The following is a 13,385-nucleotide window of genomic DNA, read 5'->3' on the forward strand; positions in this document are numbered from 1 at the left end:
ATGGCGAGATCGGAAGTCGCCGCAAGCAGAGAAGCGCCTGGCCAATCGGCCTAGGTCATAGGTGTTAGCTATAGGGGCGCGCCGAAGAAACCAGATACCGGACCGGAGACTTCCCTCCTACCCAATCTCAATTGGGCATTTTCCGAAGTTTTGAGATCCGGCTCCCACAGGCCGCAGCTATATCCAGGGTAGTGCGTTTGGGGCATCGCAGGCGGATCAGATTTCGGAGCCGTGGGGGAGCGGGCCGAAATGAAGGATTTTGAAGTCGCCGCGGCGGAGATCAGCCGCAACTTTGGAATGTGGCAGGACCGCGCCCTGCAGGGGCCGGTCCTGGTGACTCACCACGGTCGCCCGCGGGTGGTTTTGCTGGCGAGCAACGAGTTCGAACGCCTGCGCCTGGGCGCGGGCGAGGGCGCGCCGCCCGTGGCGGCGTCGGGAGACGCCGAGGCGCTGCAGGCGTTGCTGACGGGCATGGGGCAGGCGTTTGTCGCCCTGGACGCAGGTCTGCGGATCGTGGAGGCCAATCCGGCCGCCCAGAGTCTGCTCGGCCGCAGCGAAGAGGCGCTGCGCGGCGGTCCGTTGCCGCAACGGGAAATGGCGGGGCGGGCCGGAGTCCTGGAGGACAGGCTGCGCTGGGTGCTGCGCAGCGGCGAGCCGCTGGCGATGGAGACGTCGACGCTCCTGCGCGACGGCGGCACGGTCGAGATCCGGGCGTTTCCGTATCGAGAAGGGGTCGGCGTGGTGTTTGAGAACACCACCGAGCTGGCCGCGCTTCGCCGGGAGCGGTCGCAATGGCTGGCGGAACTCGAGCTGCTCGAGGCGCACGACGAAATCTGTCTGGCTGAACTCAACGTGCTGGGCTTCTTGCTGAAGACCAACACGGCGCTGCGACGCGTGCTCGGCTTCACCGAGGCGCAGCTGGGCGAGGTGCAACTGACCGACCTGGCCACCGCGCTCTGCCGCCAGAGCCTGAGAGAGGCGTTCAACCAGCTCATGCACTTCGAGGCCGACCGGGTGGTGGTCGAACTGGACATGGTGGAGCGCAACGGCGGTCAGCGGGTGCTTCGGGCGGCGCTCTGCCGGCGCATGCGCGACGAGGTGTGCGAGGGCTTCACTCTGGTGGCGCTCGAAGCCGCCGAACCGCAGGAACAGGCGCGTGGTGCTGCCTAGACGTCGTCGAAGATGGCCTGGGCGATGGCGATCGCGCTCTGCGCGACCGGCGATAGGGCGACGCTCGGCGTCGTCACCGCCCCGAAGGTGACGTCGAGGCGCCAGTCGATGTCGACCTCGACCAGTCGGCCCGCGCGCAGATGCTCGGCGACGACGAAGTTGGGGGCCACCAGGGCGCAGATCCCGTCGATGGCGAGGCCGGTGAGCGCCTCGTAGTCGTTCGCCATGAAGGCGCCGGCGCATGGATCGTCGTCCGGCCGGTCGAACAGGGTGGTGTTGCGGAACGCGAAATTGGTTCCGGCGAGCCGGTGGGTCACCAGGCGCTCGACGGTCACGCCTTGCTGGCCGGCCAGCGGATGGCCGGGCGCCACGGCCACGATCGCCGCCGCTGTCAGCATCGGAAAGAACAGCAGGGGCTTTTCGAGCGGCGACGGCTGGCCGCAGAAAATGAGGTCCAGTTCTCGGAGCTTCAGGCGGCGGATCAGGTCGGTGCCGTGCCCCAGTTCGACGTCCAGCCGCAGTCTTTCATGTCGCGTGGTCAGCGCCGGCAGCAAGCGGGCGAGGAAGGGCTGGCGCAGCGGCGTGCCGACGCCGATGCGCAGCTGACCGGCTTCGCCGTTGGCGATCAGCGAGGCCTCACGCATGAGATTGCCGGCCTGGGCGACCAGCCCGCGGCCGCGCGCGACCAGGAGCTCGCCGATCGGAGTGAGTTCGCAACCCGTGGCGTCGCGTTCGAAGATCCGTACGCCGAGCTCACGCTCGAGCCGGCTGATCGCTTTCGAGAGGCTAGGCTGGGCCATGTTCAGGGCGGTGGCCGCCTTCGCGAAGCTGCCATGCTCGTGCACGGCCAGCACGCGCCTCAGATCGTTGACCTCCATGTCGTCTCCGTCCCCCACGAGCAAAGGTCGCAGCCGAATCCTGCGCGGGCAAGCGCGCACCGTCCCGGTCGCGCCGGAGGCCGGTTTGATCGATAGGACGAACAATGCCGGCCTCGGTCGACATCGACGCGCCGCCTGCGGCCAGGGGCGGCAATCTCCGACCGAGCAATCGCAAGGAGGTTTTCGTGAAGCGTTTCATCTTGGCGGCGATGGTCGCCTTGGCAGCAGCCTCGACGGCGCAGGCGGCCGTCGGCGCGGGGCCGCAGCCGATCAATCTGGGCGATCCGAAGTTGAAGCGCCCCGGCCAGCTGAAGTTCGATCCGGCGCTGGAGGCGCAGAAGGACGCCTTCAAGAAGTTCGGCGAGGTGTCGTGCAACGACTGCGAGGGCGGGGTGAGCTTCGACACCGCGGCCAAGAAGTTCCTCGATCTGCGGGACATGTGGGCGTTCGACAGCGCCCTGGGCGGGTTGGAGGTCGGCCAGGCGCTGAACTGGCGTGGGCGCGCCGGGGTCGGGAAGATCACGGCGGTCAGCGCCGACGCCGTCGGGCCGTTCGCCTGCAAGCAGCTGCGCTGGGAGTTGACCCGCGGCAAGGAGACCAGGGCGCGGGACGGCCTGGTCTGCCGCGGCAAGTCGAACCCCGACGCCGACAACGAGCGTTGGATCGAAGTGTTCTGAAGCTGATCGCGGGCGTGTGACTTGAGGCGGCGTTGGCCGGGGGCGCATAACTCGCGGCCTGCCTTGAGGGCCAGACATGCAGCAGCATCTGATCGCGGCCTTAGCGGGGATCGTCGTCCTGACGGCGCCGCACGCTGCATTCACCGCCGAGCCGCTCGAGTGCCCGGTTTTGTCCAAGCTCGGTCCGGACGCCAGCGGAAAGCTGGCGTCTGAACTGGTCCCGGACCCGCGGGCGCTGAACGACATCGGCGGGCTGACCCGCACCGTGGGCCTGTTCCGCGAGCACGGGTTTTCCGACGCCGATACGGTGAACTACCTGACGGCGATGTTCTGCCCGGTGATCCGCGACGACCGCAGCCTGAGCGCGGCCGCCAAGTCCGAAAAGGTCGCCAGCTTCAGCTCGGTGACCTTGGACATCGTGTATCGGCAGGGCCGCTAGGCGAAAGCGGTGCGCCGCCGACGCAGCGTCGCGCCAGCCAGACCAAAGCCGGCGATCATCATCGCCCAGGTCGCCGGCTCAGGGACGGCTGAACCCGGAACCAGGTAGTCGAGGCGCAGCACGAAGTCGGTGGCGCCGTCCGGCTTGAACGCGCCTGGCGGATAGCCGAACGACATGCGGTCGGCCGTCAGGCCGGTGGTGCTGATCTTCACGCCGTACTTGGCGAAGTCGAACAGCGTCACGCCGGCGACCGACAGGTCGGGGACGAGGGTGTTTCCCATCATCAGATAGGAGGAGCCGGCGTCGCCGGCGCCGACCGTGATCATGCTGCTGATCACGGCGCCCTGGGTCATGAAGTTCGTGCCGGCATAGGGATTGCCGAACAGGTAGTAGGAGCCGGGCGCAAGGCTGATGGCCTTGGTGGCGGTGTCGTTGAGGAACGGATTGGCCGTGCCGCCGATCGCGGTCACGCCGATCGGCGAGCAGCCCGAGCCGGGCCGGGTGTCGGCGCAATTGCCGTTCGAGTCGCCATGGTAGAGGTTGATCGACAGCAGCGGCGTGGCGGCGGCGGCGGGCTGCGCCGCCAGGACGAGCGCGGCGGCGGCCGCGGCGAGGTTCAGTTTGCGCATGGTCGCCCCCTTGCGAATGAGTGATGGGGCGCTGCTAGAGGTTGCGGCGGCTGCTCACTATGCAATTTCCGCATGAACGGGGCCGTCGCGCCGCAGGGTCTGGGATGGAAGCTCGCCAAAGCGCAGGCGGTAGGCGCGGGCGAAGCGGCCGAGCTCCCAGAAGCCGTAGTGCATGGCGACGTCGGTGACCTGGGCGAGCGCCGGATCGGCGGCCAGCAGCCGCAGGCGCACCAGGTCCAGTCGCCGGCCGCGGGCGTACTGCATGGGGCCTTGGCCGAGGAACTCCTGACACGCCAGGCTGAGCGTGCGCTCGGCGACGCCCAGGGCGGTGCAGATGGCCGATAGCGACAGCATCTCCTCGGGCCGCTCGCGCAGCAGGTCCTCGAACCGGGTGACGATCTGGCGATGGCGGCGCAGGGCGGCGCGGTCGGGCAGGGCGAGGCCTTCCGTCAGGCAGGCGAGCAGGGCCTCGATGAGCGTGCCGGCGAGGGCGGCCGAGGGCGCGGGACGGGCCGTGATCCACGGCGTGTCGCGGATGACGCGGACGACGTCGTCCATGAGCGCGATCAGGCGGTCCCGGGCATGGGGCGGCGCCAGGAACATCCGGTCGGCGTCGAGCGGCACGCCGGGATCGAGCCCGGCCGCGTGCGGACCGCCCGCGGCCAAGGCGCCGAGCGGCAGGGTGATCAGGCCGAACGCCCAGGGCAGGTCGCCCAATGAGGCCGAATGGGTCGGGGCGTTGGGCCGGAAGTGGAAGATCTGTCCATGCCCCAGGCTCTGGCCCGACACCTGGCGCACCGCCCGGGTCTCGGTCGGGAAGACGAAGGTGTGCATGTCCCGGGTGACGTGGGACTGGGCGATGCCCTGGCCGAACCGTCCGACGGCGACATTGAGGTCCCCGAGCGCCCCACGGGCCAGCATGCTGCGCAGGGCGGGATCGACCGCCGGGCGCGGCCCCTCGCGCACATCCTCGCCGAGCAGCGCCAGCGCCATCGAGGCAGGGTCGGCGAAGTCGCCGTAGTAGGTCGGGAACGGCGAAGGGCGCCGGTCAGGCGTCATGGGGAGCCCCGGGGAGGGAGGTGCTGCCCGACGTCAGTACGACCAGGCCGGGGGCTTGGCAATTTGGCTCATCTGCTGGTTGCGGCGGATGGTCTGGGCGAGGGCTGTCAAAGCCGAATGCTGAGCGAAGGACTTTGCAGATCCAGCCGGCGATAGGGCATCGACCCGATGCCCGGCGCCGCTGCAGCGGTGCAAGTATCGCCCCATGGACTGGCGCGATCTGGAACCCTTTTTGACTTCGGTTTCACTTTGGCGCGTGGCGGCCACGCTATATGCGTCAATGGCGATTGCAGCTTACGCCGCGATGAACGTGCGGAGGCTTCGCGAACGCCGGCGACCGCCGAGCCAGTCGGATCTGGACGCGAACAAGGGCGCCGAGGCCTACATCGTGTCGGCGGTGCTTGGGCTGCTGGCGCTTTTGCTGGGGTTCAGCTTTTCGTTGGCCGTCGATCGCTACGACGCGCGACGGCTGTTGGTCCGCGACGAGGCGAACGCGATCGGCGAGGCCTATTTTCGCGCCCAACTGCTGGATGAGCCGGACCGGACGCGGACGAGCCAGTTGCTGGTCGCCTATCTGGACCTGCGCATCACGCTGGCGCAGGCCGACGATCAGAGCCGTAAGGCGCTGCTCTCGCGGAACGACGCCCTGATCAACGACTTGTGGGCGGCGACCGCGGCGGCCCTGGACGGCATCAAGTGCTACGACTGGTCGAGCACCTACCTGGACACGATGAACACGATCGTCACGTCGGATGCGTCGCGCAAGGCCGCGCGCATAGCGCGGGTGCCGTTCGAGGTCTTCGTCGTCCTCTTTGTCTACATGATCACCACGGCGGCGGTGCTCGGCTATGTGCTGCGCGGGAACGGGGGACGGGTCGCGGCCGGCGTTCTGCTGGCCCTGCTCACCATGACGCTCGCGATGATCGTAGATATCGACGGGCCGCTGGGCGGCGCGGTGGTCGAAAGCCAGCGGCCGATGGAGCTGCTGCGGGCGAGGATCGCGGCGTATCCGCCGAGCGTCTTCCAGAAGTGGCGGACGGCTCAGGCGTCCAGGCCCGCCGCGTGCGGCTGGCAGACGCCGCCGCCCGTCGACGCCCGCCCGGCGCGGTAGCTGGACGCGCGCGAGGGGCGTCGAGGTCCTTGAGCTTGCCCGGGGCGGCGCCTAAGTCACGGGCGCTCCGCGGCGCGTCTCGCGGTCATACGCAGAGGGCCGCGCGGTGAACCGCTTCTATCAGCTGCTGGCCAATAACCTGGTCGCGAACATCACCAATTTCACGGTGTGGTTCGCGCTGACCTTCTGGATCTACCTGGAAACCAAGTCGGTCTTCGCGACCGGCATGGTGGCGGGGATCTATCTGGTGCTGACGGCCAGCACCGGCATCTGGTTCGGAAGCCTGGTCGACCATCATCGCAAGCGGACGGTGATGCTGGCCTCGAGCGCGGTGTCATTCGCGCTCTACGCCCTCGCGTTCGCCGCCTATGGGCTGGCGCCGAAGGGCAGCCTGGCCGATCCCTACGGGGCGCCGGTGTGGATCCTGGTGTCGCTGGTCATGCTGGGCGTCATCGCCGGCAACATCCGCGGCATCGCGCTGCCGACCCTGGTGACGCTGATGATCCCCGAGGATCGGCGCGACAAGGCCAACGGCCTGGTCGGCATGGTCTCGGGCGTCGGCTTTCTGACCACCTCGGTGATCAGCGGCTTTCTCGTCGCCTGGGGCGGCATGGTCTCGACGCTGGTCTTCGCGCTGGTGTTCACGGCGGCGGCGTTCGCGCATCTGTTGTTCGTGCGGCTGGACGAGGACGCGGCGGCGCCGGCGAGCCCGCACGAGCATCGCAAGGTCGACCTGGCCGGCACGATCCGGGTGATCGGGGCGGTGCCGGGGCTGTTCGCGCTGATCTTCTTCGCCACCTTCAACAACTTCCTCGGCGGCATCTTCATGGCGTTGATGGACGCCTACGGCCTGTCGCTGGTGAAGGTGCAGACCTGGGGCCTGCTCTGGGGGCTGCTGTCGACTGCGTTCATCATCAGCGGCCTGCTGATCGCGCGCACCGGGCTGGGGCGCAGTCCGCTGCGCACCCTGCTGCTGGTCAACCTGATCAGCTGGGGCGTCTGCTGCGTGTTCACGCTGCAGCCCTCGATCACGCTGCTGATCGCCGGCTGCTTCGTCTGGATGTTCCTGGGGCCCTACGCCGAGGCGGCGGAGCAGACGACGCTGCAGAAGGTGGTGCCGTTCGAGCGGCAGGGACGGGTGTTCGGCTTCGCCCAGTCGGTGGAGCAGGCAGCCTCGCCGCTGACGGCGTTCCTGATCGGGCCGCTGACCCAGTTCGTGTTCATTCCGCTGATGACCACCGGGGCCGGGGCCGACGCGATCGGCGACTGGTTCGGGCGTGGGGAGGACCGTGGCATCGCGCTGGTCTTCACCCTGGCCGGGGTGGCGGGCGTGATCGTGACGCTGCTTGCGTTCAATTCCAGCTATTACCGCCAGCTGACGCGGGCCTACGCCAAGGGCGAGGCGTCGCCGGAGCTCGGTGCGGCGTAGCGCTCCTTATCCGCTCATCCCGGCGAAGGCCGGGACCCAGGTCGTAGGGCTGCGCTTTGGCGGAGCAACACCATCTGCCGCGGATGCATCTGGGTCCCGGCCTTCGCCGGGATGACCGGTGTCCGGTGCGCAGCGTTGGCCGCGCACCGGAGAGGTTCGTCAGTTGCGGTAGCTGGGGTCGATGCGGTCCAGCTTGCGTAGCAGGGCCGGCCAGGCGAGGCCCTCGGCCAGGCGCTTCATGCCGGCCGGAGCTGTCTGGTGTTCGACCTTCTCCTCGACGCCCTGCGGCGGGTTGTAGAGGCCGTCGCGGCCGGCGCTGAGCATCAGCACCTGCGCCTCGCAGGCGCGCTCCAGATAGTACATGCGCAGGAAGGCGTGGGCGACGCTCTCGCCGACGGTCAGGGTGCCGTGGTTGCGCAGGATCATGGCGTTCTTGGTCCCGAGGTCGGCGACCAGGCGCTCGCGCTCGTCCAGGTCCGTCGCGATGCCTTCGAAGTCATGATAGGCGACGTCGTGACGGGCGATCATCGCCGTCTGGGTGTGCGGCAGCAGGCCCTCGGCCATGGCCGATACCGCCTGGCCGTGCGGGGTGTGCAGGTGCAGGACGGCGTGGGCGTCGTCGCGGCCCATGTGGATCGCCGAGTGGATCACGAAGCCGGCCTTGTTCACCGGCTGGCGCGCTTCCATCACCCGGTTGCCGTCGACGTCGATCTTGACCAGCGAGGACGCGGTGATCTCGTCGAACATGTGGGTGTAGGGGTTGATCAGGAAGTGGTGTTCCGGACCCGGCACCCGCGCCGACAGGTGGGTGAAGATCAGGTCGTCCCAGCCGTAATGGGCCACGAGACGGTAGGCGGCGGCGAGATCGACGCGCAGCGCCCATTCTTCCTCGGACACCTGGTCGCGGATCGACGGGCCCTCGGCGCACGTCTCGGTCATGGTCGTCATGGCCAGTCTCCTCCTTCTGTTGGCGCCAGTCCTCGCACGGGCGCGGGGCGCAGATTGTCGCCGAATTGACAATTGGCGGCGCAAGGCGATCTTTTCGCGCCATGACCGACCTGTCGCCCGATCCCTGGTTCTCGATGTTGCCGGCCGCGCGGCGCGAGGCGCTGCTGGCGCGGGCGCGGGCCAGCACGGCGGGCGCCGGCGCACGGGTCTACGGCCTGGGCGATCCGCCGGACGGACTGTGGGCGGTGGCCGAGGGCGAGGTGCGGCTGGTGTCCTATCCCGCCGTCGGCATGGAGTCGGTGGCGATGATCCTGGGGCCCGGCGCCTGGTTCGGAGAACTGTCGGTGATCGACGGCGGGCCGCGGCCGCATGATGCGGTGGTGGTCAAGCCGGCGCGGCTGCTGCACGTCGGGCTGGCGGCGGTCGAGCAGGTGGCGCAGGCGCATCCGCTGCTCTATCGCGACCTCGGAGTGCTGATCTGCTCGCGCCAGCGTTCGGCGCTGAATTTCATGGCCCACAGCATCGCCCAGCCGATCGGCGTGCGGCTGGCCCGCACCCTGGCCGGGGCGGCGCGCAGCTCGGGCGGCTCGGAGCTGCATGTGCGCCAGGAGGACCTGGCGGCGATGATCGGGGTCTCGCGCCAGACCATCAACAAGGAGCTGAAGGCGCTGGAGCGGGCCGGTATGGTGCAGTTGGCCTATGGCCGCATCGTGGTGCGCGACGCCCAACGGCTGCGGACGGTGGGCGAAGCCTAGCGCGCGGCCGGTTCATGCCGGAATTGCATAGTCGCCGGCCGCCGGCCTTGACACGAGGGCGGCATTGGCAAGGCATGTCGCGTCGCAGGAGCCGCGAGCTGCCTCGGGCTCAACGAAAAGGAACGGGCGATGTCACTTCGTATCAACGGCGAGGCGCCGAACTTCACGGCCGAGACCACCGAAGGGAAGATCAACTTCCACGACTGGATCGGCGACAGCTGGGCGATCCTGTTCTCGCACCCCAAGGACTTCACGCCGGTCTGCACGACCGAGCTGGGCTACATGGCCAAGCTGAAGCCGGAGTTTGACAAGCGCAACACCAAGGTCATCGGCCTGTCGGTGGACCCGGTCGACAACCACGCCCGCTGGGCGCAGGACATCGCCGAGACGCAAGGCACGGCGCCGAACTATCCGATGATCGGCGACACCGACCTGACGGTCTCCAAGCTCTACAACATGCTGCCCGAGGAGACGGCCGGCGGCTCGGACGGGCGCACGGCCACCGACAACGCCACGGTGCGCACGGTGTTCATCATCGGCCCCGACAAGAAGATCAAACTGATGCTGGCCTATCCGATGACCACGGGCCGGAACTTCGACGAGATCCTGCGGGTGCTGGATTCAATGCAGCTGACCGCCAAGCACCGGGTGGCCACGCCCGTGAACTGGCGGCAGGGCGAGAAGGTGATCATCGCCGGCTCGGTGTCGGACGACGAGGCCAAGACCATCTATCCGGACGGCTGGGACGCCCCGCGCCCCTACCTGCGGATCGTGCCGCAGCCGCAGTAGCCGGCGGCCTTCTCCTCTGGCCGGCGGTGGTGATAGCGTCCCGCCGCCGGCCTCGAGCCGGAATCGAAAAGGGGAGAACGCCAATGTTTTCGCACGTGATGGTCGGCACCAACGACCTCAACCGCGCCAAGGGTTTCTATGACTCGCTGCTGGGCGCGCTGGGCGTGTCGCCCGGCTTCGTCGACGGCCACCGGATTTTCTACATGACCCCGACCGGCGTGTTCGCGGTGTCGCTGCCGATCGACGGCGAGGCGGCCACCATCGGCAACGGCAGCACCGTCGGCTTCAACTGCGCCAGCTCCGAGCAGGCCGACGCCTGGCACGCCGCGGGCGTGGCCGCGGGCGGGGTCAGCATCGAGGAGCCGCCGGGCGTGCGCGCGGGCAGCACCGGCAAGATGTACCTGGCCTATCTGCGCGACCCGGACGGCAACAAGCTCTGCGCTCTGCACCGGATGTAGGTTCAGGCCTCCACGGCCGCATCGACCGGCGCCGGGCCAAAGCGATTTGGACCCGGCGACCCGGCCGAACCGAGCATCCAGACCAGCCCGGCCAGGCTGAGCAGATAGATCATGTTGTTGAGCAGCACGGCGGCGAACAAGGGCATGATCGGACCATCGGTCATGAAGCTCTCGATCACCGCCCCAAATCCGAACAGGCCGAACGCCATGAAGGGCAGGGGCGCGAGGCCCCAGAGGCCCGAGCGACCGGTGTCGTGCAGCCGCCGCGCGACCGCCGCGGCAAGAAGCAGGACGGCGCCTGCCGCCACGAAGCCGGTCGTCTTTATCAGATAGCCGAAGTTCGGCATCAGTTCGGGATGCGAGCCCTCGACCTGGATCGAGACCTGACCTGCGCTGCGCTGGACGGTGGTCAGTTCGGGATGTTCCGCGGCGAAGTTGTTGAAGGCCTCGAACGTCTTATTCACTTCGATGACGAACGGCGCGCACATGACGGCGAAAGTCAGGGCGAGGACCAGGGCGGCGTAGGGCCAGAAGCGGCCTGTCGAGTCGCGGCCCTCGAACTGCGCCAAGCGGGTCAGGCCCGCGACGATCGGATTGCTCATGTCCATTTCCCCCGCCTTATGGTGGAGGTTGCTATCTAAGGTCGTGGTTGGCAATCGATTGGTGCGGACCTGCGCGGTCAGGCGCACTGGCCGGCGCGGCGTCGCGGGCCTATAGCAGCGGCCTCTCGGAGGGGCCGTATTGTTTGCTGAGTTGGGGCCGCAGGCCGTGGCGCTGTTGTGCGTGGCGGCGCTGGCGGCGGGGTTCGTCGATGCGATCGCCGGCGGCGGCGGCCTGATCACCGTGCCGGCGTTGCTGGCTGCCGGCGTCGACCCGGTCTCGGCCATCGCCACCAACAAGGTGCAAAGCAGCGTCGGAACCGCCTCGGCGACCTGGACCTTCTGGCGGGCCGGGCGGATCGACCTGGCCGCCATCAAGTTCGCCCTGGTGATGGTGCTGGCCGGCGCTGTGCTGGGCGCGCTGGCGGTGATGGTGGTCGACACCCGCTGGCTGATGCTGCTGTTGCCGGTGATGCTGGTGGCGATCGCGCTCTACTTCCTGTTCGGCCCGAAGATCGGGGAGCAGGACATGCACGCGCGCCTAGGGCCGCTGGGCTACGGGCTGGTCGCCGGCGGCATCGGCTTCTACGACGGCTTCTTCGGGCCCGGCGCGGGCTCGTTCTATACGCTCAGCCTGGTGACCCTGCTGGGCATGGGGCTGGTGCGGGCGACGGCTCACACCAAGGCGCTGAACCTGACCAGCAACATCGTGTCGGTGGTGGTGCTGGGCCTGGGCGGCCACGTGCTGTGGGCGCTCGGCGGGGCGATGGCGGTCGGTCAGTTCATCGGCGGGCGGCTGGGTTCGCGCGCGGCGATGCGCTGGGGGCCGCGGTTGATCCGGCCGCTGCTGGTGGTGATCTCGCTCGCCATGACGGTGAAGCTGCTGAGCGACCCCGCCAATCCGCTGCGCGCGATGATCGCCGCGCTGCTGCGCTAGGCGGCGCGCACCTCGACCGGCTTGCTGGCCCTGAAGATCGGCCTGGACGGCGCGCGCGAGATCCTGGCGGTCGCCGACGCTTGGGCGGCGGGCGGGATGGCCGACTAGGCCGGGGTCGGAGCCGGCGTGTCGATGGCCGGGGTCGAGCGCTCGCCCAGCACGACGGCCAGGCTGCCGGCGACGATCAGCAGGCCGCCGGCGGCGAGCGCCAGGCTCAGCTGGTCGCCGAACAGGGCCACCCCGATACCGGCCCCCATCAGCGGCTCGATGTTGATGAACACCCCGGCGCTGGCGGCGCCGACCCGGGCCGAGCCGAACTGCCAGGCGGCGGTGGCGACCAGAGTCGAGAGCACGCCCTGGCCGACGATGCCGGCCCAGGCCGCGCCGCTGAGGTCGAGTTTTGGAGGGCCATGCATGATGAGCGCGATCGGCAGGATGGTCAGGGCGGCGATGACCACGGTGACGGCCGGGATCGCCATCGGGCTGGCCGCCTTGGGCGCGCGGCGCAGGACCAGCAGCCAGGCCAGGAAGATCAGCAGCGCGATCAGCGAGAGGGCGACGCCGAACGGCGAGGAGCCGGCGTCCGGCTTGCCGGCGATCAGGGCCGCGCCGAGGGTGGCGGCGGTGACCCCGGCCCAGGAGGCGCGGCTGACCTTTTCGCCGAGCAGCCGGGCGGAGACCGCGATCAGGGCCGGCATGGCCCCGACCAGCAGCGCCGCCAGGGTGACGCTGACATGGGCCAGGCCCTCGAACTGCACCATGAAGGCCACGCCGTAGAGCGCGCCGGCCGCCAGCACCGGCGGCGAGCGGAACAGCGCTCGGGTCTGCGCGTCCCGGAACGCGAACGGCGCGGCGGCGAGGGCCGCGACCGCGAAGCGCAGCAGCACCATGTGGGCGGCGTCGGTCTCGCGCAGGGCCAGTTTGCCGAGGGGAAAACCCAACCCCCAGAATGCGCCCGCGGCGAAAAGAGCAAGAAAGGCGAGGCGCTTCATGCGGCGCTTCGTGCCCTATTCGTGGGTCGAAGGCGAGAGGTCTTGCCCGGTGCGCGACAACCGCGTCCGGGACCCGCTAGGCTGGTGGCTCTCCCAGAGCACAGGAGCGCGCATGTCCAAGCACAAGATCTACGCCATGAGCGTCGCGAGCGTTTATCCGGCCTATGTCGCCAAGGCGGAAAGGAAGGGTCGCTCGAGGGCCGAGGTCGACGAGATCATCGCCTGGCTCACCGGATACGACGCCGGCGCGCTCGACGCGCCGATGAAGGCCAGCTTCGAGGACTTCTTCGCCCAGGCGCCGGCGATGAACCCGGCGCGTTCGCTGATCACCGGAGTGATCTGCGGCGTGCGGGTCGAGACCATCGAAGAACCGACCATGCGCGAGATCCGCTATCTGGATAAGCTCGTCGACGAACTGGCCAAGGGCAAGGCGATGGCGAAGATCCTGCGGGCGTAGCGGCGGGCGACGCTTAGGCGAGACGGAAGAGCGGGGCCGGCTTTGCGTATGCGCTCCA

16 protein-coding genes are annotated in these 13,385 nt (G+C 68.9%); 10 read left to right on the plus strand and 6 right to left on the minus strand.

The window, feature by feature from the left end; all coding sequences use genetic code 11:
• Positions 1-249: 249 nt before the first annotated feature.
• Entirely contained in the window at positions 250-1,170 is a 921-nt protein-coding gene (locus tag ACSQ2H_RS07465) for a PAS domain-containing protein (protein ID WP_436060807.1), read from the plus strand.
• On the opposite strand, the gene ACSQ2H_RS07470 is transcribed toward ACSQ2H_RS07465, so the two are convergent.
• A complete protein-coding gene (locus tag ACSQ2H_RS07470; RefSeq protein ID WP_436060808.1) occupies positions 1,167-2,048 on the minus strand; it encodes a LysR family transcriptional regulator in 882 nt (293 codons plus the stop codon). The genes ACSQ2H_RS07465 and ACSQ2H_RS07470 overlap by 4 nt on opposite strands.
• A gap of 185 nt (positions 2,049-2,233) precedes the next feature.
• On the opposite strand from ACSQ2H_RS07470, the gene ACSQ2H_RS07475 reads away from it, so the two are divergent.
• Both ACSQ2H_RS07475 and ACSQ2H_RS07480 read left to right on the plus strand, forming a co-directional pair.
• Positions 2,234-2,725, plus strand: a complete 492-nt coding sequence (locus tag ACSQ2H_RS07475) for a hypothetical protein (protein WP_436060809.1) — start codon at positions 2,234-2,236, stop codon at positions 2,723-2,725.
• A 76-nt stretch (positions 2,726-2,801) separates the two neighbouring features.
• Positions 2,802-3,164 (plus strand): hypothetical protein, encoded by a 363-nt coding sequence (locus ACSQ2H_RS07480; protein WP_436060810.1) that lies wholly within the window; start codon positions 2,802-2,804, stop codon positions 3,162-3,164.
• Here the strand turns inward: ACSQ2H_RS07480 and ACSQ2H_RS07485 are convergent.
• Positions 3,161-3,793 carry a PEPxxWA-CTERM sorting domain-containing protein gene (locus ACSQ2H_RS07485; protein ID WP_436060811.1) on the minus strand — a complete coding sequence of 211 codons (633 nt, stop codon included), beginning with the start codon at positions 3,791-3,793 and terminating at the stop codon, positions 3,161-3,163. The genes ACSQ2H_RS07480 and ACSQ2H_RS07485 overlap by 4 nt on opposite strands.
• Before the next feature lie 57 nt (positions 3,794-3,850).
• Positions 3,851-4,852: a helix-turn-helix domain-containing protein gene (locus ACSQ2H_RS07490; RefSeq protein WP_436060812.1), complete on the minus strand. Its 1,002-nt coding sequence runs from the start codon at positions 4,850-4,852 to the stop codon at positions 3,851-3,853.
• Positions 4,853-5,057: 205 nt separating this feature from the next.
• Here ACSQ2H_RS07490 and ACSQ2H_RS07495 point away from each other — a divergent pair, with 205 nt between their 5' ends.
• Together ACSQ2H_RS07495 and ACSQ2H_RS07500 are read left to right on the plus strand one after the other, a co-directional pair.
• Positions 5,058-5,963 carry a hypothetical protein gene (locus ACSQ2H_RS07495; protein WP_436060813.1) on the plus strand — a complete coding sequence of 302 codons (906 nt, stop codon included), beginning with the start codon at positions 5,058-5,060 and terminating at the stop codon, positions 5,961-5,963.
• A gap of 106 nt (positions 5,964-6,069) precedes the next feature.
• Positions 6,070-7,392: an MFS transporter gene (locus ACSQ2H_RS07500; protein WP_436060814.1), complete on the plus strand. Its 1,323-nt coding sequence runs from the start codon at positions 6,070-6,072 to the stop codon at positions 7,390-7,392.
• Between the two features lie 159 nt (positions 7,393-7,551).
• Here ACSQ2H_RS07500 and ACSQ2H_RS07505 read toward each other — a convergent pair whose 3' ends face one another.
• Entirely contained in the window at positions 7,552-8,340 is a 789-nt protein-coding gene (locus ACSQ2H_RS07505) for a class II aldolase/adducin family protein (protein ID WP_436060815.1), read from the minus strand.
• Positions 8,341-8,441: 101 nt separating this feature from the next.
• On the opposite strand from ACSQ2H_RS07505, the gene ACSQ2H_RS07510 reads away from it, so the two are divergent.
• From ACSQ2H_RS07510 to ACSQ2H_RS07520, 3 genes are all read left to right on the plus strand, one after another.
• On the plus strand, positions 8,442-9,095 hold the full coding sequence (locus ACSQ2H_RS07510) for a Crp/Fnr family transcriptional regulator (protein WP_436060816.1): 654 nt from the start codon (positions 8,442-8,444) through the stop codon (positions 9,093-9,095).
• Between the two features lie 129 nt (positions 9,096-9,224).
• On the plus strand, positions 9,225-9,884 hold the full coding sequence (locus ACSQ2H_RS07515) for a peroxiredoxin (protein WP_436060817.1): 660 nt from the start codon (positions 9,225-9,227) through the stop codon (positions 9,882-9,884).
• 83 nt (positions 9,885-9,967) lie between these two features.
• Entirely contained in the window at positions 9,968-10,342 is a 375-nt protein-coding gene (locus ACSQ2H_RS07520) for a VOC family protein (RefSeq protein WP_436060818.1), read from the plus strand.
• A gap of 2 nt (positions 10,343-10,344) precedes the next feature.
• Here ACSQ2H_RS07520 and ACSQ2H_RS07525 read toward each other — a convergent pair whose 3' ends face one another.
• The gene (locus ACSQ2H_RS07525; RefSeq protein WP_436060819.1) at positions 10,345-10,944 is read right to left on the minus strand and encodes a DUF805 domain-containing protein; all 600 of its coding nucleotides are present in this window, start codon (positions 10,942-10,944) and stop codon (positions 10,345-10,347) included.
• A gap of 139 nt (positions 10,945-11,083) precedes the next feature.
• Here ACSQ2H_RS07525 and ACSQ2H_RS07530 point away from each other — a divergent pair, with 139 nt between their 5' ends.
• Positions 11,084-11,878 carry a TSUP family transporter gene (locus tag ACSQ2H_RS07530; protein WP_436060820.1) on the plus strand — a complete coding sequence of 265 codons (795 nt, stop codon included), beginning with the start codon at positions 11,084-11,086 and terminating at the stop codon, positions 11,876-11,878.
• Between the two features lie 104 nt (positions 11,879-11,982).
• Here the strand turns inward: ACSQ2H_RS07530 and ACSQ2H_RS07535 are convergent, their stop codons facing one another.
• Positions 11,983-12,870: a DMT family transporter gene (locus ACSQ2H_RS07535; protein WP_436060821.1), complete on the minus strand. Its 888-nt coding sequence runs from the start codon at positions 12,868-12,870 to the stop codon at positions 11,983-11,985.
• 112 nt (positions 12,871-12,982) lie between these two features.
• On the opposite strand from ACSQ2H_RS07535, the gene ACSQ2H_RS07540 reads away from it, so the two are divergent.
• The gene (locus ACSQ2H_RS07540; protein WP_436060822.1) at positions 12,983-13,327 is read left to right on the plus strand and encodes a DUF2200 domain-containing protein; all 345 of its coding nucleotides are present in this window, start codon (positions 12,983-12,985) and stop codon (positions 13,325-13,327) included.
• Positions 13,328-13,385: the final 58 nt, after the last annotated feature.

Source organism: Phenylobacterium sp. LjRoot97, assembly GCF_964254345.1.
In the GTDB taxonomy this organism is placed as follows: Bacteria; Pseudomonadota; Alphaproteobacteria; order Caulobacterales; family Caulobacteraceae; genus Phenylobacterium.